20 protein-coding genes are annotated in these 24,856 nt (G+C 55.7%); 13 read left to right on the top strand and 7 right to left on the bottom strand.

Annotated features, from left to right (window positions below; translation table 11 throughout):
- Positions 1–11: 11 nt before the first annotated feature.
- Positions 12–548: a hypothetical protein gene (locus tag ACOJB8_RS07260; protein ID WP_475011840.1), complete on the top strand. Its 537-nt coding sequence runs from the start codon at positions 12–14 to the stop codon at positions 546–548.
- Here the strand turns inward: ACOJB8_RS07260 and ACOJB8_RS07255 are convergent.
- The 3 genes from ACOJB8_RS07255 to ACOJB8_RS07245 all read right to left on the bottom strand — a co-directional run bounded on the left by ACOJB8_RS07255 (position 545) and on the right by ACOJB8_RS07245 (position 2,013).
- Positions 545–835, bottom strand: a complete 291-nt coding sequence (locus tag ACOJB8_RS07255; protein WP_475011839.1) for a hypothetical protein — start codon at positions 833–835, stop codon at positions 545–547. The genes ACOJB8_RS07260 and ACOJB8_RS07255 overlap by 4 nt on opposite strands.
- Positions 832–1,440, bottom strand: coding sequence for a tyrosine-type recombinase/integrase (locus tag ACOJB8_RS07250; protein WP_475011836.1), 609 nt, complete (start codon positions 1,438–1,440; stop codon positions 832–834). The genes ACOJB8_RS07255 and ACOJB8_RS07250 overlap by 4 nt, the downstream gene beginning before the upstream one ends.
- A gap of 66 nt (positions 1,441–1,506) precedes the next feature.
- Positions 1,507–2,013 (bottom strand): tyrosine-type recombinase/integrase, encoded by a 507-nt coding sequence (locus tag ACOJB8_RS07245; RefSeq protein ID WP_475011833.1) that lies wholly within the window; start codon positions 2,011–2,013, stop codon positions 1,507–1,509.
- A gap of 561 nt (positions 2,014–2,574) precedes the next feature.
- On the opposite strand from ACOJB8_RS07245, the gene ACOJB8_RS07240 reads away from it, so the two are divergent.
- From ACOJB8_RS07240 to ACOJB8_RS07225, 4 genes are all read left to right on the top strand, one after another.
- Positions 2,575–3,018 (top strand): hypothetical protein, encoded by a 444-nt coding sequence (locus tag ACOJB8_RS07240; RefSeq protein WP_475011831.1) that lies wholly within the window; start codon positions 2,575–2,577, stop codon positions 3,016–3,018.
- Positions 3,019–3,189: 171 nt separating this feature from the next.
- A complete protein-coding gene (locus ACOJB8_RS07235; protein ID WP_475011828.1) occupies positions 3,190–4,755 on the top strand; it encodes a recombinase family protein in 1,566 nt (521 codons plus the stop codon).
- Positions 4,752–5,663: a ParB/RepB/Spo0J family partition protein gene (locus tag ACOJB8_RS07230; RefSeq protein WP_475011824.1), complete on the top strand. Its 912-nt coding sequence runs from the start codon at positions 4,752–4,754 to the stop codon at positions 5,661–5,663. Before ACOJB8_RS07235 ends, ACOJB8_RS07230 begins: the two co-directional genes overlap by 4 nt.
- A complete protein-coding gene (locus ACOJB8_RS07225; RefSeq protein WP_475011821.1) occupies positions 5,651–6,553 on the top strand; it encodes a plasmid partitioning protein RepB C-terminal domain-containing protein in 903 nt (300 codons plus the stop codon). Before ACOJB8_RS07230 ends, ACOJB8_RS07225 begins: the two co-directional genes overlap by 13 nt.
- Before the next feature lie 239 nt (positions 6,554–6,792).
- Here the strand turns inward: ACOJB8_RS07225 and ACOJB8_RS07220 are convergent, their stop codons facing one another.
- On the bottom strand, positions 6,793–9,318 hold the full coding sequence (locus ACOJB8_RS07220) for a hypothetical protein (RefSeq protein ID WP_475011817.1): 2,526 nt from the start codon (positions 9,316–9,318) through the stop codon (positions 6,793–6,795).
- Positions 9,319–10,238: 920 nt separating this feature from the next.
- Between ACOJB8_RS07220 and ACOJB8_RS07215 the strand changes: the two genes are divergently transcribed.
- Positions 10,239–10,466: a hypothetical protein gene (locus ACOJB8_RS07215; RefSeq protein WP_475011814.1), complete on the top strand. Its 228-nt coding sequence runs from the start codon at positions 10,239–10,241 to the stop codon at positions 10,464–10,466.
- 278 nt (positions 10,467–10,744) lie between these two features.
- Here ACOJB8_RS07215 and ACOJB8_RS07210 read toward each other — a convergent pair whose 3' ends face one another.
- The 3 genes from ACOJB8_RS07210 to ACOJB8_RS07200 all read right to left on the bottom strand — a co-directional run bounded on the left by ACOJB8_RS07210 (position 10,745) and on the right by ACOJB8_RS07200 (position 12,423).
- Positions 10,745–10,987, bottom strand: a complete 243-nt coding sequence (locus tag ACOJB8_RS07210; RefSeq protein WP_475011810.1) for a hypothetical protein — start codon at positions 10,985–10,987, stop codon at positions 10,745–10,747.
- Positions 10,988–10,989: 2 nt separating this feature from the next.
- On the bottom strand, positions 10,990–11,238 hold the full coding sequence (locus tag ACOJB8_RS07205) for a hypothetical protein (protein WP_475011806.1): 249 nt from the start codon (positions 11,236–11,238) through the stop codon (positions 10,990–10,992).
- 375 nt (positions 11,239–11,613) lie between these two features.
- Positions 11,614–12,423: a DUF4145 domain-containing protein gene (locus ACOJB8_RS07200; RefSeq protein ID WP_475011802.1), complete on the bottom strand. Its 810-nt coding sequence runs from the start codon at positions 12,421–12,423 to the stop codon at positions 11,614–11,616.
- 146 nt (positions 12,424–12,569) lie between these two features.
- Between ACOJB8_RS07200 and ACOJB8_RS07195 the strand changes: the two genes are divergently transcribed.
- The 7 genes from ACOJB8_RS07195 (at position 12,570) to ACOJB8_RS07165 (ending at position 24,837) form a co-directional block, all read left to right on the top strand.
- A complete protein-coding gene (locus ACOJB8_RS07195) occupies positions 12,570–13,544 on the top strand; it encodes a helix-turn-helix domain-containing protein (protein WP_475011800.1) in 975 nt (324 codons plus the stop codon).
- Between the two features lie 1,459 nt (positions 13,545–15,003).
- Positions 15,004–15,435, top strand: a complete 432-nt coding sequence (locus ACOJB8_RS07190) for a hypothetical protein (RefSeq protein WP_475011797.1) — start codon at positions 15,004–15,006, stop codon at positions 15,433–15,435.
- A complete protein-coding gene (locus ACOJB8_RS07185) occupies positions 15,425–18,106 on the top strand; it encodes a hypothetical protein (protein ID WP_475011793.1) in 2,682 nt (893 codons plus the stop codon). Before ACOJB8_RS07190 ends, ACOJB8_RS07185 begins: the two co-directional genes overlap by 11 nt.
- Entirely contained in the window at positions 18,106–19,257 is a 1,152-nt protein-coding gene (locus tag ACOJB8_RS07180; protein ID WP_475011790.1) for an AAA family ATPase, read from the top strand. Before ACOJB8_RS07185 ends, ACOJB8_RS07180 begins: the two co-directional genes overlap by 1 nt.
- Entirely contained in the window at positions 19,254–20,657 is a 1,404-nt protein-coding gene (locus tag ACOJB8_RS07175) for a TniQ family protein (RefSeq protein WP_475011786.1), read from the top strand. The genes ACOJB8_RS07180 and ACOJB8_RS07175 overlap by 4 nt, the downstream gene beginning before the upstream one ends.
- A gap of 725 nt (positions 20,658–21,382) precedes the next feature.
- Positions 21,383–23,563 carry a type I restriction-modification system subunit M gene (locus tag ACOJB8_RS07170; protein ID WP_475011784.1) on the top strand — a complete coding sequence of 727 codons (2,181 nt, stop codon included), beginning with the start codon at positions 21,383–21,385 and terminating at the stop codon, positions 23,561–23,563.
- Positions 23,560–24,837, top strand: a complete 1,278-nt coding sequence (locus ACOJB8_RS07165) for a restriction endonuclease subunit S (RefSeq protein WP_475011780.1) — start codon at positions 23,560–23,562, stop codon at positions 24,835–24,837. Before ACOJB8_RS07170 ends, ACOJB8_RS07165 begins: the two co-directional genes overlap by 4 nt.
- Positions 24,838–24,856 lie beyond the last annotated feature (19 nt).

Here is a 24,856-nt window from a genome sequence, read left to right as displayed (position 1 = left end):
CACTCCATTCAATGCCCGTTACGGTTGACGAGGCACCAAACGTTGCTAAGTACAACCTTAGAACCGGCCGGGTGTCGCTTCTGTCCTATCCGCAGTTTTTCGACGACCCATTCCCATCGCTTAGCTCATCATGGATCTTTCCGAAGGGTGCGACCACGCCAGCCTCAGTCCGCCACTATGCCGAGTCACTCAACCCGCCGATATTGCACAGAAAAGAGCTACTTGTCGGAAGAGGGCATCCCCGGTACGCCGAATGGGCCGAGCTAACAGCATCAGCAGAAGCTGTCGGTTTATTCGATGACACCACAACTATTGGCTTCTTGCTGAACTGGAAGCGATTGCTGGAACGCAAAGGATTCATGCTGCTGGGCGACTCGCTTGTCGCAATTGGCAACGATGTACCCATCGATAAAATACAAGACGGTCTCCCCCAAGATAATATTGTTCATCGGCACCTTACGGCGCTTGCCCGCACAAATCTATCTGCCCCAATGCAACTCGTCCAAAAATACGGCTTGCTCGAGTCTGGGCGAAGCTTCTTTGACTAGGCGATCGCACGCTTGCGAATCTCATCACCCAGCCGCCATTCAAACTTTGAATCGCCCGTTTGCGTAACGATAGCGTTTGAGATCAGATTGTCGAACTCACGCTCGGGCTGCCGTACGGATTCCTGCCTGAGCGACACGACATCGAGTGGTCGAAGCTGGTCGGGATTGAACGTATCGAAAACCGACGCAGCAAGCACATAGTTACCCTCTTCGAACCGCTCGACTGGGCCGTCGTTTTTTCGACCCACGCTTGGCGCAGACTTTCGGGTCGGTCCAGGCAGGCTCATTCGTCGCTCCCACAGAGGTTGAGTCTGACGGCTCCTCTCCAGGCAGCGTCCGGCAGGCGCTCGGCGATCTGTTCGTGATCCAGTCCGTCAAACTCGGCCCACATCAATTCGACCGCTTTCTCGAGTTTGTCGGGTTTCCCCTCGGTGCCGAGTGCCTCGAACGCGCGCTTGAGAAACTGGACGACTTCAAGCTTCGATGGTAGCTTCGCCAGATCGACGCCAAGCCGTTGGAGCGCGGCATTGATCGCCGCTCCACTCATAGGTTTTCTGCGATCGCGCCCGGGAAACACATAGCGCCATTGCCCAGTCAGCGCCTGCAGCTCTTTCAGTATCTCAACCACCTGCGTGGCCAACGGAACCAGATGCTCAGTCTTCGTCTTGGAAACCGTGTAGCGCCACTCATACTGCTGCATGTCGAACTGCCTCCATTCGGCCTGCCTCAGCTCGCCGGGACGCACGAACAGCAGCGGCGCAAGCTGCAGAGCGGCTCGCACGACGAACGTGCCCGAAAAACTGTCGAAAGCGCGCAGCATCTCACCGACCTTCGCCGGATCCGTGATCGCAGCAAAATGGGTATGCCGGTTTGGCCGCAGCGCCCCACGCAAGTCGGTGCTAACGTCACGTAGTGCACGGCCGGTCGCAACCGCGAAACGGAAGATCTGTCCGCAGTTCTAGTGGATGCGATGCGCGGTATCATGCGCCCCGCGCTTTTCGGCCCGGCGTAACACTTCGAGCACTTCCGGGGCAGTGATATCCGCGATCGGACGAGGGCCCATCCACGGAAAGACGTCCTTCTTGAGTCGCCCCATGATTTTTTCCGAATGGCTCGGCGCCCAAGTGGGTGCCTGGCTTTCGAACCACTCCAGCGCCACTGCTTCGAACGTATTGGCCGCGTTGAGCCGCGCCATGCGCTTCTTGTCCTTCTTGGCCTGGCCGGGATCAACGCCGTCCGCGAGCATCGCGCGAGCCTCGTCACGCTTTCTTCGAGCGTGCGCGAGCGTGACGTCCGGATAGACTCCCAATGCCAGTCGCTTTTCCCGGTCGTTGAACCGGTACTTGAGGCGCCAGTATTTGCCGCCGGATGGCGAAATCTCCAGATACATCCCGCGTCCAACCGAAATCCGGTACGTCATTTCTTTGGCTGCCGCGCGGCGCACTTCCAGATCCGTTAGGGGCATAGCGCACTCCCGGTCCGTGGGGGCATAAATTCTCGCTGACGGCGAAAAATGGCCCGATGCCCCCAAACCTGCGCCGAAATGCCCCCGGCTGTCAATGGAAACCACGATCCCGAAATGGAAACAAAAACCCCGCGAGCCTTACGGGGCGCGGGGTTTGCGGAATACTGCGTGAGACACGAAGCATTTTCTTGCACTCAGTTGGAACCTTCTTTTTGCACCCCTACTACGACGGAACAAGGGATCCAACGGATCTCAAATTGACGCGTAGAACCAAAAATTTGCAGTTTGTCCAGATGTGCCGGAATTCGTTGCACTTTGTTTTGACTGACTGCGCGTGAACCGAAATGGCATGACAGGTTCTTGTTTTATCGGAGTTTTCCACGAACCCGTCGACCGCTCGATCGCCCTCATCCATGACACCCGCGCATCGTCAGCGCCAGAAGCGCGACAATCTCCACACGGCGCTCAAGGCTCAATCCGGCTGCGGCGACCGATGCTTGACCAATCTCCCGCAGATTTGAGCCGACGCCGCCAACCCTGACGATTGCCCGGAGGCCGGTCATGAAATCGGCTCAAACCTGCGCTGCCTGCGGCGCGGCATTCACACCGCTCCCGCATGTCCCCCATCAGCGTTACTGCTCGTCCGCGAGCTGTCAGCGCGCCCGCCGGCGCGCATGGCAGCGCCAGCGTCTTCGCACCGACCCCGACTATCGCGACAATCAGGCGCGCGCACAGGCCAGCTGGGTCGCCCGTCACGCCGACTACTGGCGCCAGTATCGAGCGACACATCCGGCGTACACCGAACGCAATCGCGCCTTGCAGCGCGAGAGGGGTGCCGGCCGAATTTTCCAGCCAGTTGCAAAGATGGACGCGTCGGAGCCATTCCGGCCCCTCGCATCCGGCTATTACGTTCTGCGTGGCGCCGTCGAGGCGGGCCTTGCAAAGATGAACGCGTGGACTGTCCACATCGCCGTGCTGTCGGCTCCGAGGGCTGCCGTGCCGTAATTGCAAAGAGATGACTTGATCGATTTGGTTCTCGCGCCTGCTACCTTTCACTTCGTACCCGCGAACAACCGATAGGCCTGGTCCCTTGGTTGCCTCGTTGCTCACACACGAGAATTGCTCGTGCGAAACAGCGGGGACTGGGATTTCGTCAAAGCTGGCTGGAGCAGGACCGTGACGCTCGATCGCACAGTCGACGCAGATACCACGCAGACGCCTTTTCTGCGTGCCGCCGAGTACGTCCGCATGTCGACGGAACATCAGCAGTACTCAACGGAGAACCAGCGCGACAAGATTCGCGAGTATGCAGAGCGGCGCGGGCTCGAGATCGTTCGCACCTATGCGGATGAAGGAAAGAGCGGCCTGCGCATTGATGGGCGGCAGGCGCTGCAGAACCTGCTTCACGATGTCGAGACCGGTACGGCCGACTATCGGGTCATCCTCGTGTACGACGTTAGCCGCTGGGGGCGCTTCCAGGACGCCGACGAGAGCGCGTATTACGAGTACATCTGCCGACGCGCCGGCATCCAGGTGGCCTACTGCGCGGAACAGTTCGAAAACGACGGTTCGCCGGTTTCAACGATCGTCAAGGGCGTTAAGCGCGCCATGGCCGGCGAATACAGCCGCGAGCTCTCCGCGAAGGTCTTTGCCGGCCAGTGCCGACTGATTGAACTCGGATTCCGGCAAGGCGGCCCGGCCGGATACGGCCTGCGGCGCGTGCTGGTCGATCAACACGGCCTGATGAAAGGTGAACTTGAACGCGGCGACCACAAGAGCCTGCAGACGGATCGCGTGATCCTGATGCCGGGGCCCGAAAGCGAAGTCCGGACCGTGAACCTCATCTACGACTGGTTCATCGATGGGTCGTTGAATGAGTACGAAATTGCCGCCCGCCTCAATGACATGCGGATCAAAACCGATCTAGACCGGCAGTGGACGCGCGCGACCGTGAGGGAGGTGCTCACCAACGAGAAATACATCGGAAACAACGTCTACAACCGCGTGTCGTTCAAACTCAAAAAGACCCGGATCACCAACCCACCCGAAATGTGGATCCGCAAGGAACGAGCCTTCCAGTCGATCGTGCCAAGCGAAACCTTCTATACAGCGCAGGGCATCATGCGGGCGCGCGCCCGGCGCTATTCGTCGGAGGAGCTGATTGAGCGTCTGCGCAGTCTTTACCGAAGCCGCGGATTTCTCTCCGGCGTCGTAATCGACGAAACCGAGGGAATGCCGTCCTCTTCAGTGTACGCATACCGGTTTGGCAGCCTCTTCCGAGCGTATCAGACCGTCGGCTTCACGCCGGGACGCGACTACCAGTATGTGGAAACAAATCGCTTTCTCCGGCAGCTTCACCCGAAGATCGTTGCCGAAACCGAAAAGAAGATCGTCGACCTCGGCGGAAGCGTCGTTCGGGATCCGGCGACGGACGTTCTGACCGTCAACGCCGAGTTCACCACCTCCATCGTGCTTTCCCGGTGCCAGTGTCATTGCAACGGGCGCAACCACTGGAAGGTGAGGTTCGACACCAGCCTGTTGCCTGATATCACTGTCGCGGTCAGGCTCGACCATGACAATATGTCCGCGCTCGATTATTACCTGCTCCCGCGGCTCGACTTTTGTCAGCCCCGTATTCGCCTTGCCGATCACAATCCCATAGAGTTCGAGAGCTATCGGTTCGAGACGCTCGAGTATCTGTACGGGATGGCACAGCGGGCGCGACTGAGGAGAGCGGCATGACTCCGCATAACCAGAAAGGCGAAGTCCGGATGATATCGATCGAGCAAATCGAAGTCATCAACCCGCGCGAGCGCAACGATCGCATCTTTCAGGATATCGTCGGCAACATCAAATCAATTGGCCTTAAAAAGCCAATCGTGGTGACGCCGCGGGCAACTGCAGACGGAATCGAAAGATACCTGCTTGTATGCGGCGAAGGTAGACTCAAAGCGTTCCGCGCGCTTGGTGAAACGACGATTCCCGCAGTCGTCATCGTTGTGAGCGATGAAGACGCATTCGTCATGAGTCTCGCAGAGAACATAGCTCGGCGGAAATGCAGACCACTCGAGCGGCTTGCTGGCATCCGACAACTGCAGGAGCGTGGCTACACAACAAAAGTGATCGCAGAGAAGACCGGCCTCGCACCGCAGTACGTACAGGGCATCCTGACCCTGCTGCATCATGGCGAGGAACGGCTGGTGATTGCGGTCGAGAAAGGGCAAATTCCCTTGACCGCGGCACTCTCCATCGTTGGCGCCGGCGACGACGATGAAGCAATCCAGAATGCTCTTCAAGACGCCTACGAATCCGGCAAGCTGCGAGGCAAACAGCTGATGGACGCCCGTCGTGTGATCGAGCGTAGAAAGACACTCGGGCGAGACGCCAGTCGCTATATGTCGCGCAACATAACAAGCGTCACGACATCGAGCCTGGTGCGGTCCTACCAGCATGAGGTGACGCGTCAGAAGGCAATGGTCCGAAAAGCTGAGTTCACCCAGCAGCGCTTGCTGTTCGTTGTCGGCGCCCTTCGACAATTGCTCGCGGACGACAATTTCGTCAATCTGTTGCGAGCCGAAGGTCTCGCCACCCTGCCCAAATACCTCGCGGAACGCGTCTGGCCATCCGGGAGTTCGCCATGGCAGGCGTAACGCTCGGCTTCATTCCAGAGCCGCTGTCAGTCCCAGTGATCAACATACTCCCGTCTCGCCGCACGCCAGCCGGCGTCGTCGAGTCGAGAAAATTCAAGCAGATCCGGACTTCGATTCAGGAGATCGGACTCATCGAGCCCCTGTCAGTAACAGCAGCTGATGAGACTTCAAGGCAGTATGTGCTGCTCGACGGCCATCTGCGCTTGATCGCGTTGCAGGAGCTCGGTTTCACGACTGCAAGCTGCCTTATTTCCACGGACGATGAAAGCTACACCTACAACAACCGGATTAACCGGCTGTCAACGATCCAGGAACACTACATGATCCGGCGCGCAGTCGAGCGCGGTGTCTCGCCCGAGAAGCTAGCGAAAGCGCTCGCCGTAGATGTCTCGCAAATTCTGAAGAGGATGTCGCTTCTCGATGGCATTTGCGCAGAGGCGGTCGAACTGCTTGGGGATCGGCAGTTCTCGCCTGAACTTGTCCGAGTGCTTCGCAGGATGAAGCCGACACGCCAAGTGGAATGTGTTGAGTTGATGACCTCAGCTAATAACGTCACTGTCACCTATGCAGAAGCGCTCCTCGTCGCGACGCCGGCATCGAGACTGCTAGAAGGAAGGAAGCCCCCCAAGCTTACCGGTGTGACTCCCGAGCAAATGGGCAAGATGGAGCGGGAAATGGGTAATCTCCAGGTTCAGTACAAACTCGTGGAGCAGACGTATGGCCAAGATGTGCTGAATTTGGTGCTAGCGAAGAGCTACCTTTGCAAGCTTCTTGATAACGCCGCTGTCAAGCTGCATCTTGAGCAGAACTATCCTGACCTGCTTTCGGAATTTCAAGCCATAGTCGACACGGTTTCCTTGGACCAGCAGCAACTTCCAGTCGCTGCGTAGATTGATTGCCGGCCGGAACGAGACCCCATCCGGTCAGTCCGCGGTCATTTCAAGGAATTTGAGTCTTTCGACGATATCGTCCGTACCGTAGACGCATTTCTCAGATCACCCTTCGAAATCCGAAGCTGGCAACCATAACTGCGCGATGATGTCAGGGATACGGCCTGCGTCCGTAGTCCGCGCTGATTTCAGCGCGGACACGCCTAGTTGTCCCGAACTAGCGGTTTGCGTTTCGCGAGTTAGCGTCCAGAAGCAAGGAACACTTTCTCACATAAGCTTTTGTCCGATTGATATCTCGCCTCGCAGCTGGACCGGTTAAACCTCGTATGACTCGACGCAAAAATGTTTATACCGTTCGCAGCCGTCGTGTCAAGCGTCCAGCCGAGAGGAGGAAAATCCTGCGCGTTGATCTCCTCGATCATTTCCTTATCTTTCGCCGCCACGTTCGCACTGTAGAAAGGGAATTGCGAAAAGTAGCCCCCCCTTGACTCGGCGCTCTCTTCCTTCACAGGGCGATCGGGTGCTGCGAGATTGCTTCGATTGGCTCTTGAAAGCGCCCATTCGACGATCGTCGGAGCCTGATCTTTTCCCTCAGCCGACTGCACAATCGAAGTTGCACGACCCGAGCGAGCTGTTTCCATCATTGATAGCGGGGCGAGAAGACTAGCTGTGAGGCGGCCAGAATCGAAGCGGCCGCCCTCCTCATAGTCAAGCCCCTCGGTGGGATTGCTGGATATGAAAACGATGAAAATGCGCTTCCAATCCACTCCGAAGTCGTGAAGACGGCCGGCTATTTGGAGCGCAGTTGCCATTCCGGAATTGTCCGCATAACCGCCATCAGTGATCGAAATTTCGTGATTGTAGGGCATGCCATTGTTTGCACAATCCTGCGGGGGCGTACTCCTCGCTGCGTATTGCAGTTGAGTATCGGAACACACGAACCCCACACTGCTAACCAAGGGAAACCTAGCGCTGTCGTATGCCGCATCAACCCCTCGTACGTTCGGATCCAACGACGGCACAAACCGTGATGTTGCAGGAGCAAAGGAGCCGATCGCAGGTCTCACCGCATCGCCTTCGCTCGAGATCCGCAAGAGTGGAGACACAGGTAGAGCCAAGGGGATATTCGACCGGATGACGCGCTGACCATCGGCAGCAGAGGTAGAGTTAAAAATAAGTACCGGAGATTGTCCTTCGGTGCGCGTAGCCATTGCGAACGGGGCAATGAACCTGCCGCCATCGGCCTTTACGTGGTTAGCCGCTTCGACCTCTTTCCATGCATCAATCCATGAGTTGCGCAGCCCCTCATCGCGAGTCGCATCGATTGCGGGATACGGCAGCGACGCATAGGGTAGGTCGCGCAGCAAAAGCCGATTGGCGGATGTGGAAACGAAATCAGTCGAAAAGAACTTGACTGTAGCGGCCAGCCTAGGGGTGCCAATCGAACTATTGTCTGAGCTTCGGGACACGGGAAACTTTTCGCTTTTCGAACTTTCCCAAATCAATGCTCCAAGCGCTCCGCCCGAAACCGCACTTATCGCAAATACCCGCTCCCCAAACTTACCGTCGGATTGCGCATCCGCGTAAGCTAGACTTGATGAGGTGTGTAGAGCGGCACGGATGCCACCGCCGGCTGCTGCGACGAGGATGACGGGAGCATCGTGTCCACCCTCATGAACTCGGTCCCACTTTCGGTAGTAGTCGAGCAAGCTATCAGCAGGCGGTAGATTGTAGTTTCGGTAATCGACGCTCGCCGACCTTTTAACAAAGGTCGGATCCAAGCCGAGAAATGAACGCGCGACGAAGGCGAAGACAAGTAGCAAAAGGACTGGCTTCAGTACGGCGTACCTTCCGACAGAAATCTTAAGCAGCAATGCTATTACTGTAGCAATTCCGAGCAAAATTGGAACACTAGATAGTACGAGTATTGAATCGTATTCTCGCAGTACTAGGTAGGCAAACGTGAGAACGACAAACTCCAGAACGAACAGTTTTCGCCAATTGTCGAACGGATTTCTCAAGATCCTAACGATCACAACAGAAGCCACCGCCGGAAGAAGCAATAGTGTTGTCAGTGCACACGCGGATGACCAGGTCACGTAGTCGTTAGGACGCGCTGCCGGGCTCATTAGTACACCAAAGAACAAAGTGGCTAGGGCGCCCACGACGACGAACGCCTCCACGGGAGTGCGATATCTCGCATGCCGCACGAAGACATATCCAGTCACAAGCACAGCGGTTGCCAGGAAAGAATCAGTCGACAGAGCTACAGATCGTTCAACTAGCAGCGCAACCGCAGCGAAATATCCTACTATTTGTAAGAAGTTAAGAGCTCCGTTGGAAGAAAAGCTTATGCGCAATAGGGTGAGCGTAACCAAAGTTGCCAGCGCCGCAACGAAGAATGTTATGACTGGTCCGTTCAGCAATCCGATTAGCGGGCTGATAAAGATGACTTCCGCTGCTGCTGCAATGAAGACCGCACCAGTGCCCAAAGTGATTGGCATCTCGCTATCTGCCGGCTTTCTGTTTGCCAGAAGTTCGTCGAATCGGTGTCGAAAGTACGTCCACATCATGACGAGATACAGCAGGTTCGTCGTGATCCAGACGACTGCTTGCCACGGCTCGACAAGGAATCCGCCCTGATCGCCGCTGTAGGCGTCAATGGTTTTAGGCAAAAAGAGTGGCGCCAGTGCACGCCGCAGAGCGAGGGATTGACCAGGAACGTACAACGCAATCCAGTAAATGGTTGTGACAAAGGCAGGCACGATCAAGCACTCTAGGCCGAGCGAGATTTGCCGAAGATTTCTGTGGCTGAACAAGTCGAGAAGTCTCGTTGTGACTGAAGTCCGTGCTCGCCCAATCGCCTCAAGTGTGCTAATAAACGACACGGGACCACGCGGCCGCTGTTTCAAGGTTGATAGCTCCAGTTTCATTGTTAGACCGGCATCGTACGAGTTGGAGTGCCGCGCGTCCCGTCGTAGGGACCTATGATTGCCATTGGAACGCAAGCACTCAAACTCGTGCTCCGCTCTCGAATCGTCGACAATTCGATATGACATTCATTAACGTCACGTAGCCTAGAAACTTGAGTCGACGCGTAAATTCGTCTTGCTAGGATTACAGTCGCTGGATCAACTTAATGCTTTTTGTTTAAGAATAGAGGAAACGCATGGATTTTTTTGGATCACTCGCGCTCGTACTCACCTCTACCGTCGTGGCTTCCATTTCGGCGTGCCTCGCCACACTCTACTTCTCGGGACGTAGCGCACTAGCCGAAAACGCAATCAAACAGCATGCTAATCGTCGACAGACTTTACTCTCACTCGCTCGAGACCTAACCATAGCGGTACGGCGCGGTGACGGGGACGCAATCCGAGTGGCGAGAAACCAGCTCGCACTACATCTAAATCCTTCCGATTCAGAGGACCAAGCGCTACTCGACGCAGTTCGCAGTTTGGAGGTTTTCGCAACAGCAGAGCAATCGCGGAGTCTTGATGAAATCGAGGAGCGCATGGTTCTACTACTAAAGCACGACTGGGAACTGGCTAAATATGAAACCCGGATATTTCGCGTTGGCGTTAGCTTCCCGCTACGGACTCCGTACTCAGGCACGTCAATCTCGCTCGCTGTGTCTCCTTCGAATAGTCGCGTTTCGCGGGTGCGCGTAGTCGGCATCTGGATCCGAATGACCGGTGCAGCCGCTGCGCTGTTCTTCTTATCGGCGGTGCTCGCCAAGCCGTTCACGGAACTTGTTGTGGCATTCAACGACATCCACCAACACCATAGTGTTGAGGATTGGACCGCCTTCCTATTTTCCACGCTGCTAGCAGGCGTCCTTTGGTCGACGTTCTATCTACTCTTCAAGGCCGGGGAAAAACGACTCGTTGAGATTCTTTTGGCTTCTAAAGCTTAAGACGTTGAGCTCTCAAAAAGATATGCGACTTTGACGCGGCCGCAATACCCTTCTATTCCGAGACGTATTCAGCCACGACAGTCAAAGAGATTTGCAGAGCATGAGGCCGGACGATCTGCAGGGCTCGTAACTTTTCGGGTGACACGGCTTGCAGTACGCGAATGCAACTGCGGGCCGTCTAGAGAGAAGCCAATACAGGTTGGAACGCCGACGGAGAACGCCGCATCGTCTTCCGGAATCGGACTGAGCGCGGCTCCAAAAGATCGCGCGTAGCCTGCTCACTGCCCCGACATCTCGTGCCCGCTGCAGGCGATCACTTCCGCGCCGGGCGACAAGGCGTAACCGGACTTGCCGCGGTTGAACGACGTGAAGCAGACGGTATGGTCCCAGCGATCCCAGAGCCACACCGCTGCCGTGCCCGTACTGAGCGGCTCATATCTGAACATCCACGAAAACCACAGTACCAGCGCCGCGGCGGCCATACATGCGCCGATTACGATCCTCTTGAGGGTGGGCGTCATAGTCAGCCTCCCATCGTCGCCGCGCGTGTGCGCACAAGCGGGGGCACACGATTCATGCAGCAGGCGAACGTGAAGCGCCCTGCCGACACCCGAGTGTAGGCGTCTTGGTAGTCGAAGATCTCGTCCTTGATGCGCAGGCGCACGGGCTCGATCCAATCTTCGTCATGACGCGTCGGGCGTCGGCCCTGCTCACCTATGCGCCAGTATCCGGCCACGTAGTCAAAAGCAAACCCCGGTTGTTTCCATGCCATTCCCCTGCCTCCCCGTCGTTATGTCGGATTTGCTTCACAGTATATCGGCCTCATCCGTGGCTGCATCTAGTGCAGGTCGCCGGCTTCGTGACGGTGATCGTCGTCGGCGTCGTTCGCCCTGCTCGGCCTGACCTTCCTGCCCGAAGTGCATGTCCGACCTGTCGCAGGTCGCCTGCACGCAGGCACTCACACACGCGAAGGGTACATGGACACCCTTTCTAAACTAAGTCCGCACTCACTCTACGCGGGGCGGTTGAAAACCGCCATTTAATGTCTAGGATTTGGGGAGCCCTATGGCGCCGGAGAATGTGATGGCAACGGTCTAAAAGTTGCTTCGGCTGTGCGGAAAGGTGTCAGCGGAAATATGCAGCGCCACTATTTTCGATTCTCGAACTCAGCTTTGGCGCGCGCCGGGAGGATGTATACCTCATCCAGTAAATGCTCAATCACATCCATCGCGAGAGCAAGTTGTTTTGCATCGTGGGGTTTCGTTTCATGCGCTGCTGCATTGCCCAACGTCCGAATTTGGTGAAGGATTTCCGCACCGCCAAGAGTCAGTACTCCCTTTCTTTGAAGGTCGGTGATGCGCGCGTGGAGGTTGTCTCCCTCAGCCTTCCGATCCTTGCAGACGGCCTCCACAAGACCGCGAAGCCCAACCCCTGCAAGTATCGGGTGATTACTGGCAATTGACGCAAAGGTCTCTTCGTAGAGGCTTCGAATCGCGTGGGGAAGAAACCAGATGCCATCGTTTATACCTTGTCGGCCCTCAGCGCGCGGTGGATAGAGGGACTCGCGCTCATCGTAGTGCTGCTCACCCTCGTGGTCTCTGTAGAAGTCCTCAGAGTTGGAAGTGAGTCTCCGAAAGGTCACGCTCTTGCAACCTTGGCACTGGGCAATCTGGTTTCCCTCATAGAAGTCAATGGTAAATCCGTTGTCTGTGTACTCGGTGCGTACATCAAGTTCTACGAGGATGGAATGGTCAGTTTTGCCTGTGCATCTCTGACAGGGAATTTGGGTAACCGTTTGGATGTCGGTCTTCAGAGTTTGGCTGGTTTCGGTATGAGACATCTGGGCGTGTTTCAATCGGAGTATGCGAACTGAAAGACTAGCAAAAAAGTGCCCATCGGTTTCCTGGCGGAGGCTTTTCTGTTCGTCCTCAGTCGGCGTGAAAGTCCCTACAGCCATCGGCTCCGTTTCCAGTGCAGGTCCGGTCAGTCCGTTACTGGACCTGTGACCGATGGATGCGCAACCGCACACGAACCCGGAGCGGGTCGCCTTGACATATATACAAAAATGTATAAATTATACGTATATTCACTAAGGAGGCAGCGATGAGTTCTCCGGTCCTCAAGCGGTTGCGGCTGAAAGCCGGGATGACCCAGAAGGAAGTGGCTGACGCCATGGGTGTCAGCCAGCCGAACTATCAGCGATGGGAATCAGGAAGCGCGGCAATACCAGCAACCAAGCAGAAGAAGCTGGCCCGTGTGCTGAGCACCTCGGTCGACGAAGTGCTGGGGAAGCCGCCCGCTTTTGACCTCTTTGGAATCGATCCAGACATTGAGGACAACAGAACATATTTTGGAGAGGTTGCCATTCATTTCAACAAAGGCGCACCAATTCTTCTTCCCGTAACAGAGGAAATGCGCTCCAGCTTGCTCAATCAACTGCACGGCAGAAGCACATTCATCGTCGCTGAATCAATGGATAACCGGCAGCTCTTCATACGGCGCGCCGCTGTGGCGGACGTGTACTTCTCAAGCGAAGCGTATGACACGTATGGCCCCGATGGTCAGGAATATCCAGATCATCTTGGCTTGTTACCGGATGATGATTTCTGGAGGATAGTTGAATTTCAGGAGTGTCCGGACCTGCTTGGAGGCGAAGTTGAACAAGGAAGGATCGAGGAGGTTCTGAGTCAGATTTGCTTGACGGAGGAGCGCCTAGACAAATTGATTGCTGATGGACATGTTAGACCTGAAGACCGCGAAAGGGTGATGACCGAGAGTGCCGGGAAAGCTGCCGAACTTATGGATCGGGCTACAAACGTGTGCTGGCAGTTTTCGTCGGGCCAAACCCGCCGGGAATATGCGTCGGAAAGCAAAATTCTGTACGAGGTCTTCGGCCCGATCACTTCGGACAGCGATGATGACCTGTTGGTCCATACGATCTACTTGCCGCTGGAGGGTTACCACCGAACGATTGTGATCACAGCATCCGCGCTTGACTATATATCGATCCCGAGGCACAAGTACCAGGAGGGATTGATCGAGTGCGCAGAGGAAGACATTGACGAGCAGGAATCTTGATCAATTTCCAGCATATCAAATTGGTCGTTGTCCTTCTATTCAGGAACCGAAAGTGACGGTTGGCCCAGCGCCACAGTTCAGGCAATCGTTTGAAGTTCCGTCAGCGAATCTGGAAAGTTTCACCTTAGCTATCGCTCGTTCTGGTGGAACCTGGAAAACTATCAGCGTTCCAGCCTAATCCGAAGCCAAGGTCCCAATATCTCCTTCACGCATTGCTGACAAAGATCGATGGAAATCTCAACGCCATCTCCAAATAGTGAGTCATACCCGCCTCGCCACGAGAGAGAGACCCGCTCATGCCAGTCAGGATCGTCGATGCTTAGGCGTCGACCACAGCGGCTGCAAGCACAAGCAGTCAACTCGCAAACGGTGCGCGGCCTGTACTCTCGAGCATCAGAATGCGCGACACCGGATTCAGAGTGATGACCTGTGGCGTCGTCAAAGCGGCCGCGCGGCAGATACTCGAGCAACGCATTGGTTAACGCGTCGTCCTCATCAGGCGGCAATAGCCACGACGCGCACACGCTATCGGAATAACTCGCCCAAGCGAGTGCAATCTCACGATCACTGCACATTCGCCCGCTTCGCCTCAGGCACTCCCTCATCCTGGCAATCTGCCCGGCATATTCCGCCATTGCCCGATCCAACTCACGGCCATCCAACATCTCGCCCCCTAGCAAATCCGGTTGTGTCCCCGCAAGCGCGCTTGCGGGGACACGGTTGAGCGTGCCAGCCTCCGGCTCCCTAGCATCCGCCCTCGACAAGCGCCCCAACCGCTTGGCCGATTCAGACTCTTGACCATCGCGCCTCATGGAACGTCAGCGAAACATGCTCCGCGTACCTCTGTGCTTTCCCTGTTATCGCCAAGACAAGGGCCATTTCAGACCTAGCAGCTAACGACCACGTAAAAACATGGTAATTAAAATCAGTACTCGTGCTGATTTAAATTACGTCATGTGAATCACAGTCATCATGTCGACTGATTTAAATTTACCATCACCAGCAAACCCCTCGAAACCCTTTACCAGCATGGGTTTCGCCACCACCTCGACTTCAGACATGTGCATCTTGCGCTTAGCCGCAAAAATCCGCTAGATTTGATACCTTCCCGGCAGGTGATTATCCCGCCAATCCAAATTCCTTTTCTACGGAGGCTTCAATCACACACATCACGATAATTTGACCCCATTTAGAGCGCGGCCTTCGATAGACGACGATTCGGGCCGCAAAAACGCAAACAGCCCGCGTTCCTGCCAGAGCGCGGGCTGTCTTACGGAAGTGCGTTGTCCTAGGTCCGGACTACTCACTTATCCCGCGTTTTCTCCTGTTTGTCAACAGGAACCTCTTTCTTCGTCCATTTTCTGCCGAATGTCGCGCTCGGCAGCGGACTCCTTTACCTCGTCGCCCCGGATGGAGCCCCAACTGGCTCCAGGGGGGCGGCTACGCCGGAGAAACGCACGTGAGCAACTTAGACCACTCAGTATCAGCCTGCCGGGCTGAAAACACCCCACATCCGAAAGCGGAACGCGGCGAGCGCATCATCCACGCCCCAATCGATCCAGGAAAGCTCGTCCTGCCGAGCGCTCCAGAGCTTTCTGGACTAGCCAACAGGTTCAGTTCTTCGGATGCCGTCCGCAACAACACTCTTTGGAGCAGAACATATGGTCTGGTACACCCCGGAGGCCGCGGCAGCAAGCGTGCTCCTTATGCAAATCACAAGGTCGACTTCGCCATCGAATTCACTACAAGGAACTCGAAGTGTTCCGGCGCAGAACTTGATCCCATCGGCGAATCGTCCGGCGCCTCCGCCCTCGGCTCCTTGCCGCTGATTCGTATCTTGGCGAGACCTCAATTACCGAGCACGGCTTCGGGAGCTGATCATGCTGAATGACGAAGAGCTACTTGCCATGTTCGAACGGCTCAACATACCCGAGGAAGGCCGGAAAGTCATTCGATGGATCAGGCATCATTCCCCCGTACGCAGCGTTGCAGGAAGAGGGAAGAGTACCGCAGTGAGGTACTGCAGTCGCAAAATGGGATTCGTACTCGAATGCGAGGCCTATCATACCGAATATGCGGCGGCAGTCACTTGGGACTTTGACGACGAAACGCTTGAGTTCTACTCGCAACCGAGGGAACTCCAGCCGACTGCTTACCACCCCAATGGACGGCGATCTACACACAAATACACACCCGACTTTTTCCGCATCACGCAAAGTGGATTTGAGTTCATTGAATGCAAGCTCGAGGAGGACATTCACCAGCTCGCGCGCGAGAAGAGTCATATATATACAGTAGATCAAGAGGGGCGCTGGCGCCACGCGCCTGCGGAGGAGGCCGCTGCGCGCCTTGGCGTAGATTTTCACCTGCGCTCTTCGGCGGAAAATATGTGGCCGTTGGTCGAGAACATTGAGTTCCTTCGAGACTATCGGCTTTGGACGCATGACGAAGAGCCAGAACAGTTGCTCGCGCTGCAGGAGTATCTGGCAGCTAGCCCATGGGTAACCATCCAGTCTGTACTTGACGCCATCCCTAATATTGCGGACACGCTTTATGCCGAGATCGCCACGGGACGGGTCCTCTTCGACCTAGTGACGGATCGACTCACCGAACGAGACAGCGCGCTCATCTTCCGCGATATCCAGGCTCAGACAGCATATCGGACCTTCGCTCAGTCAAAGACGAAGACGCTGTCAAAGAGCGCTGCGCTGGAAATGCTTCCTGGAACGCGATTCGATTGGGACGGCAAGTCGTGGGAAGTGATCAACCGCGGAGACACCGCTGTCGCATGTCGGTGCCTTAACCTACACGGCACAGCGGAATCAAGTTTCATCGAACTAACTCCGCGCATCGTCGATGAGCTAGCACGCCAAGGGAAAATCGTCCCGCATCCAGATCGAAGCGAGTACGAAAACCCGGAACACCTTGCTCAAATACAGCGCGCCAGCGAGATCCAATTAAAGACTGCGGTCGAGCGATATAAAGCACTCTTCAGACCGGACGAGCGGAGTACGCTTTCTGCCCGATGCGCCCGGACGAAATACTACTGGTTGGCAAAGTACCGCAGAGCGGAGACCCAATATGGCTCCGGGTTCCTTGGGCTCATTCCGAATGCTGATCATACTCAGGGAAACAAGGAGCGAAAACTCGATGCCAGAGTGATCGGGATACTCGAAGACGTCTTCAACACCGACTGGGTAGAGCCCAAGCAGAAAACGACCACTGCCATGTTTGGCAAGGTGATCACTCTCTGTGAAGAGGAGGGACTTATTGCCCCAAGTCGAAAAGCCTTCGCGCGGGAGATGCGTAAGCTAAAGAACATACGCTCCGTTGCGAGCCGGCACGGAAGCGCAATCGCCTATGATCAAGAGCCGATAGTTCCATCGTGGTGGCTCGATTACACCACTCCCGTGCACGGAACACACCCGTTCCATATTGCTCATCTCGACCATACTCCCCTGCCAATACGGCTGGTTGCACGCGATAGCAGGAAGACGGTTAAAAGCTTATGGCTAACCATGTTGCTTTGCGCCTTCTCGCGCAAAGTACTTGCTTATCACCTAACCTTCGACGAACCCGCGTACAGGTCCTGCATGATGGTCATCCGTGACTGCGTCCGTCGTCACGGGCGAGTTCCGCAATTTATTGTTGTCGATCATGGCCCTGAGTTTGAGTCGACGTATTTCGAGCAACTCCTTGCCGCACTCAATTGCCGCAAGAAAGAGCGCCCCCCGCGTCAGCCCCGTGCCGGATCGATTATCGAAAGCTTCTTCAACGTGACTCAGGAAGCCTTCATCTTTAACCTTACCGGGAACACTCAGGCGGAACGCCACTACCGGAAGGTAACGAAGAAAGTATCCCCGACTGAACTCGCTATGTGGACGTACGAAAGATTCAGTGCGCGGCTCGAGCAGTATTTCAATCAGGTGTATCACACACACCATCACGCGACCCTTGGTCGAAGTCCGGCCGAACAGTTCAACATCGGCCTCGAGACAACGGGGCGGAGAAATCACGTACACATACCGTATTCGGAGGCGTTCCTAATGCTAACTCGTCCATCGACGGCAAAAGGGACCGCAAGGATCACTACTAGCGGCGTAAAGATCAACTACTGCTACTACTCATCACCGGTTCTTCGCGTTCTCGGAAACATCGGCCAGGACGTTCCCGTGCGATTTGAACCGTTCAATATGGGTATTGCGTTCGCCTACCTTGACGGAAAATGGCACGAGTGCCGATCGCAATACTATCTCGCATTTAAGGACCGATCCGAACGGGAACTCAAGTTCGCTAGCGATCGACTCAAGGAAAAGTTTCGACTTGCGGGCAGACAGGAAGCCGTAAATGCAAAACAACTAGCCGAATTCCTCCTTTCGGTCGAAGCGGAAGAGCGGCTTGAAATGCAGAGGTTACATCAATTAGAGGTCGAATCCAACGTCGCACTGAGCAACCAGTCGACGAATGGCAAGGTGGACGAATCCTTCCTCACACGAACACAGAGCGAAGATGGATTTCCGCCCGTTGTTCCATACGAGCCCAAGATTCTGGGAGAGTTCTGATGCAATCCTCGCCAATGAATGCAGGCCACGCTGCGGCGCTCGCTCAGTTCACGAACCGACGCGTCATGCACGCCAAGCTCGAAGAGGCTTTGGCGTCCCTCAGCCAGATAGGTAGCCCATCGTTTAGTGATTCGATTGTCGCCCTCGTCGGGCCATCGGGTGTAGGGAAGTCCGTAATCATCGAAGAACTCGTCAAGCGAATCAATGTTGCCGCGCAAGATGAGCTTTCCGCCGATCCGTCTATCGTGCCGGCGCTGTGGGTACGCTTACCTGCTCCAATTCACGGTGACTTCAACTGGAAAGACGCCTTCATTCGCATCCTTGAACGCTTCAACGAGCCACTAATCGGAAAGAAATTTGTGGCGCGATTGAAAACGGAACTCGACGGCGAGGTAGTAAGCAACCTGTCTCGGCTGGTCGCAGAAGAACTGCGACGAGCTGTGCGTAACTGCGTTGCAAACAGAAAAACGAGGGCTATTGCCTTCGATGAGGCGAGTCACCTGTTCATTGCGCGGTCTCGCTCGCAACATCTTCTCCAGCTTGAACTTGTTAAATCCCTCGTCAACGACATCGCGATACCGATGGTTCTCGCCTCTACCTATGATCTGGTGAAAAGGGAAAACTTTCATGCGCAACTTCTGCGTCGTACAGAAATTGTACATTTTGGACGATATACCGTTGAAGAGCTTGAGTCAGGAGACAAGTATGGGAAGTCATTTCGTGACAGCGTGTATTCCCTTCTGCAGGCTCTTCCAATCAAGTGGGACAAGCGCCTCGTCGATCGACCCGACTATTTTCTCATGCACTGCGTCGGATGCGTTGGCCTCCTAAAACGATGGCTGCAACGTGCACTTGAATATGCGCTTACCAATGAAACCGTGGTCGACGCCGAGGTGCTCAGCAAAACCTCATATACGAACTACAAGTTGACCACTATGTTAAAGGAGGCCAAAGCCGGCGAGCAGCTGCTTGTTGACATTACGGCAGAAGAGCTTGCAAGGGAACTGGGTTTCATGTCCGCACCATCGTTGAATCTGAAAGCCCGCGATATCACGCAGGACTCGTTCCCCTCGGTGAGAACGTCCCAACGCCGGTCGAAGCCGGGCAAGCGCAAACCTGGTCGCGACGCGGTAGGAGGGCATTTCGAATGAAATCCGAATTCTGCCTCTGGCCCACTCCAGAATGGGACATGCCGCCACGTAGCCACCTTTTTCGGCTAAGTCCGATCGCTCACGGCACCATAATGGGTGAATCTCTACACAGCCTCGTCATCAGGCTAGCCCGGGAACATACAGTAAGGCCAATGATTCTAGTGAAGCACGAGATCTTGCCTGTATGCGGAATTAAATACGACAAGCACAGTGCCAGGTTTGCAAGCACCTACCTCAAGACGATGAATGGTCTGGGGAGGTACGCGCTCGAATTCTGCATTGGCCTCGAGAAGCTCACGATGCAGTCGGGGTTGGATGAATGTACATTCCTCCCGTGGGCAGGACTCCTTGACTACCATTCCCAAGGGTTGCTACATAAGCATCCACGATGGTGTCCAACATGTTTTTCCGAATGGCGAGCTGCTGGCGAAGAGCCGTACTTTCCTCTTATCTGGCAAGCAGGGCCAGTCCACATTTGCCCCGTTCATCGTACGTCATTGACGGATTTCTGTCCTTCGTGCCTGAAGCACCAGCCGTTTGTACCGCGCCATTCGTATCTCGATCATTGTTCCCACTGTGGATACTCATTGGCTCAGTCGATTCACGACCGCATGCGTTCGCAGCCAGCGGAGGAGACTCACGCAAATCGACTGGACGCGCTCGACGCAGTGGGTGAAATGATCACAGCTGGCGCGAAGATTAGACACCTGCTGGATGCGAAGTATTTTTGGTCGCGCGTTCAAGAAATCGTCGACAAGCACTATCAGGGACAAATTAGGCCACTGGAGAGGGCGATGGGGCTTTCGGGGTCTGCAATGCTTAGCTGGAAAACAGGACGGCATAAGCCTTCTTTCGCGGCCTTGTTTAATTTGACGCGAAGGCTTGGCACCACGCCCGTTGCATTCATTGTGCAGGGCGTCCCTCCGTCCTTCAGCCCGCCTGAAACTCCAAAATGGCCGACTCGCGTTTACCCCAGAAAGCTCAGCCAAGCGCAGCACGACGAATTAAAGCGGGCACTCGATCATATTGTCAGCATCGGATACTCAGAGATTCCGATGCGAGACGTTGCGAGCCAGCTTGGCTACAGACATTCGTATCTAATGTACTGGTACCGTGAAGAGTGTAGAGAGGTTTCTCGGCTACACCGAAATTGGGTCAAGGCGCGCATGCAAGAACAGGCCGAAGCCGAGCGGCTTCTCGCCACAGAGATTGTCCAACGGATGTACGAGGATCACGCTCACGTATCTCGGAGGTCAATAGATGCAGCCTTAAATAGAGCCGGTTTGTCACTTCAGAATCCTGTAGTCCGCGCCGCCGCTTATGCTACGAGGAAAGAACTTCATTCTTCCCGCGCCCATCTCAGCGGCGCGACGGCACAGAGCAGCGTCCCAGATTCATAGAGGAAGGCATCAGAATGTGAATGCCGCAAGCCGCGTTTGTGGCATGCGACGTCGTGCAGTCAGGCTTCAGGACGCGTATTGGCATCTGAACACAGGCCTACACCGCGTGCGCTCGTAGTTGTCGAGCAGGTGGGTACCAATCTGCTCGACAACGGCCGAACCTGCGGCACATCCCGCAGCTCCACCAAACAGGGCGCTCATCAGGGCGCCCGCGAGGCCAACGAAGACTGAGCCGACCGGTGCAGCGACGAAGCGAAGGTCAACACCGCCGAGTGCGGCAGCCGCGCCCACGGCGCCGCCGGCTTTGCGACCGTAGACCCGCGTCGCAATGCGGCTGGAGCTGCAGTGGGTGCAGGAAAGCGATCATTCATAGATCAGCTTCATGTGGGTTCAGGGCAACCGACGTTGAAACACAGCTATTCCGTGCTTTCTCCCCCGTTTCAGGTGATACTCGGTTCGCTTGTCTCGTCGATGTCTAGCCAAGGAATTGACCAGTCGGCTTCGGTTAAAATCGAAGCAAGCGTATATGCGATTTATGGGAAAGCGCCGGAGGGCTGGCCGAACCCAAAGTGGAGATTAACTAGTGTCTCCCGGACATGACTGCGGATCGTGCTAAGGAGTTCGCCCCGCAAAGCATCATTGCGAGCGGCAGGCGGCTATTGGCCGCACGGTCTAGCTAGTCGCCCCGGTGCATGCGGTACGTTTGACAACAAGACACCCAGCGAATGAACATCCAGCAACTAGAAAACAAACTGTGGGAAGCGGCCGACCAGCTTCGCGCCAATTCCAAACTTACGGCTAGCGAGTATTCGATGCCGGTGCTAGGCCTGATCTTCCTACGCCATGCCAGCAACCGTTTCGAGGCCTACCTGCCGGAGATCACGGCCGGCATCACACCGCGGGTTCCGGCCAGCCGCCGCGAAGAATTGATCAAGCTCGGTTTCCAAGGGAGGGCCGCCATCTATCTGCCGGAAGAATCGCGCTTCGAGCACATCGCCGCCCTTCCGAAAGGTGCGAACGTGGGCGCAGTCATCGATGCGGCAATGGACAAGATCGAGGCTGAGCATACCGTGTTGGCTGGTGCGCTACCGCGCGGCTATGCCGCATTCGAACCTGACCTGCTCGCGGGCCTGATTAAAATTTTTAATGATCAGGCTATCAGGAATGCAACTGGTGACGTCTTCGGCCGCATCTACGAATACTTCCTGAATAAATTCGCGATGACGGGCGCGCAGGAAGGTGGCGAATTCTTCACGCCGCCCTCCCTGGTGCGCATGATTGTCAATATCATTGAGCCGGATCACGGTCTGGTACTCGATCCAGCATGCGGCTCGGCGGGCATGTTCGTCCAGTCCGGTCACTTCATCGAGGATGTCCGTCATCAAAATCCGCTGGATAGCGGCGTGGTGTTCCACGGGCAGGAAAAGAGCGACACCAACGCCAAGCTGGCCCGCATGAACCTGGCGGTGCATGGCTTGGACGCCAGCAACATCCAGCAAGGCAACACCTTCTACGACCAAATCGAACATCTGGTGGGCGAGTGCGATTATGTCATGGCCAATCCGCCGTTCAATGTGGACGGCGTAGAAACCAAGAAGGTTGCAAGCCAGGCCGAACCCAACGGTCGACTGCCCTTTGGTCTGCCGGGTCTGAACGCCAAAACCGGCGCAATCAGCAACGCGAACAGCCTGTGGATTCAGTATTTCTATTCGTACCTGAACCCAAGAGGGCGGGCTGGGTTCGTCATGTCTTCCAGTGCCAGCGACGCAGGCGGCAAGGATCGCGACATTCGCGAGCAGCTGGTCAAGTCCGGCCATGTCGATGTGATGGTGGCTATCGGCAACAAGTTCTTCTACACCCGCGGCTTGCCTTGCACGCTCTGGTTCTTTGACAAGGGCAAACCACAGTCTCTGCAGGACACCGTGCTGATGCTCGATGCGCGTAACGTGTATCACGTCGTCTCAGCACGCTCGCATGTGTTTACCGACGAACAGCTTGCCAACCTCAATGCGATTGTCTGGTTGTACCGTGGGCAGCGCGAAAAATTCACCGCATTGGTCGCGCAGTACCAGCGACAGGCTGCAGACTGGCTAGCTGAATTGCCCGAACGTATAGCTGCCGACACCGCCGCAGTTGAAACGCTCGCACTGAAGCTCGGCACCTTCGCGAATGGTGCGACGCTTGATGAACTGAACGATGGTGTGGACGAAGATGCGGCAATCAGCCGGGACGTGCTTAAAGCTTACAAGGCAGAAATCGTGGCTGCGCGGGCCAATACCTCCGAGGCGGAGGCCATCGACGTACTACTGAAATCTGCCGGCGACGCGCGTCAGGCTATTGCTGGCGCGAGCACGTCCAAGCTCGACGGACTGAAATCTGTGCAGGCCACGCTGGAAGCACTGGCTCTGCAGATCAAGGCGACGGGTAAGCTGCTAGAAGGCCGCCATAAGCTCTGGTTGAAGTTGCTGGATACGGCGGAGAAAGGTCTCCACGCGCGGTCGAGCGGAGCATTTGATGCGAAGGCGATCCGTGAAGTACGGCGCGCACTGCTCACTGCTGACGCGAAGAAGGAAGAGGAACCCACCATTCGTGACCGCATGCTGGAGGCCGTGAAGCAGTCCGGCTATTTCATCGCGCAGGGCCATTGGCTGCTGTCACGATTCCCAGATGGCGTGTTCACTGCCGTACCGGGGCTGTGCAAGGCGGTGACTCGGACTGAGATTGCCTCGACCGAATATTCACTCACGCCGGGGCGCTACGTGGGCAGCGCTGCTGCGTCGGAGGATGATGAGGAGGATTTCGTTGAGAAGATGCGGACCATCCATGAAGAGCTGGCCGAGTTGAATGAGAAAGCAGTGCAGCTGGCCGCGAGCATTGGCCGCAATTTTGAGGAGCTGCTCGCATGAGTTGGGAGACTCGATCTTTAAGGGAGTGCGTGAAATTCCTGTCAGGCGGCACCCCGAATAAACGAAATGTGGAATTTTGGGATGGCGACATCCCGTGGGTGAGCTCAGCAGAGATGACCGAACGCTTCTTGAGCGATACGTCGTTGCGTATTACGGAGGCGGGTCTGGAAGCCGGCAGCCGGATGGTTCCTGCAGGGACCACATTTGCAGTTGTCCGTGGGATGTCTTTGGCCAAGGAGTTTCGTATCTCACTAGCGCTCCGTCCAATGTCATTCAACCAGGATGTTAAGGCATTAATTCCGAAGGATGGTATTGACGGAAAATTTATCTTTTATAGCCTCTCCGCCAATGCCATCGCCATTCGCGATCTCGCAACCGAGGCTGCTCATGGCACGAAGAAACTTGAAATGGATCGCCTTGAAGGGTTCGAGATCAAGGTTCCAAGCGATATCGACGTACAAAAAGCCGTTGCAGACGTCGCTCACTCTTACGACGAACTGATCACCACCAATCAGCGCCGCATCGAGCTGCTGGAAGAAGCTGCTCGCCGTTTGTATCGCGAGTGGTTCGTGCATCTGCGCTTTCCAGGCCACGAAGCCGTGAAGGTTGTGGGCGGTGTGCCGAAGGGCTGGCGTCGTTTGACTCTGGGCCAACTTGCTGACGAAACGGAAGGTGCAGTTGTCCAGACCGGCCCGTTTGGTTCTCAATTGCACAGCCATGAATACACTGAAACGGGAATTCCAGTGATCATGCCGCAAGATATTGTTGGTGATCGTGTCCGTATGAACAAGATCGCATTTGTCGACGAATCAACAGCTCTTCGTTTATCACGGCATTCGCTTCAGCCTCTGGACATCGTATTTCCACGCCGGGGCGAGATATCCAAGCGAGCAATCATCGAGGAACATCAGACCGGTTATCTTTGTGGAACTGGCTGCCTGAAAATCAGCTTCCCGGAAGTTCCGCTGCATCCCGTTTTGCTTTATCACCAACTCGCCGAACCAGATATGGTGAAATGGATTGAGGGCCAAGCGGTAGGTGCAACGATGTTGAACTTGAGCGCGACCATTTTGCGTTCGGTTGAGTGCTTCATACCGTCTGCCGACGTTCAGGACATGTTCGTAAGTTTTGCAAAAGAGGCGCGCAACCAAATTGATGCGCTGGAAATGCAAAACGATGCTCTTGTAAAGGCCCGTGATGCGCTACTACCGAAACTAATGTCGGGGAAACTAGACGTTTCCGGAATCACGCTATCGGAACGGGACGCGGGCTGATACACAAATCACACGCGGT

The organism is Paraburkholderia sp. BR10141 (assembly GCF_056155635.1).
Note: the sequence above shows the minus strand (reverse complement) of the source record. Positions and strands in the feature narration are given on the sequence as shown.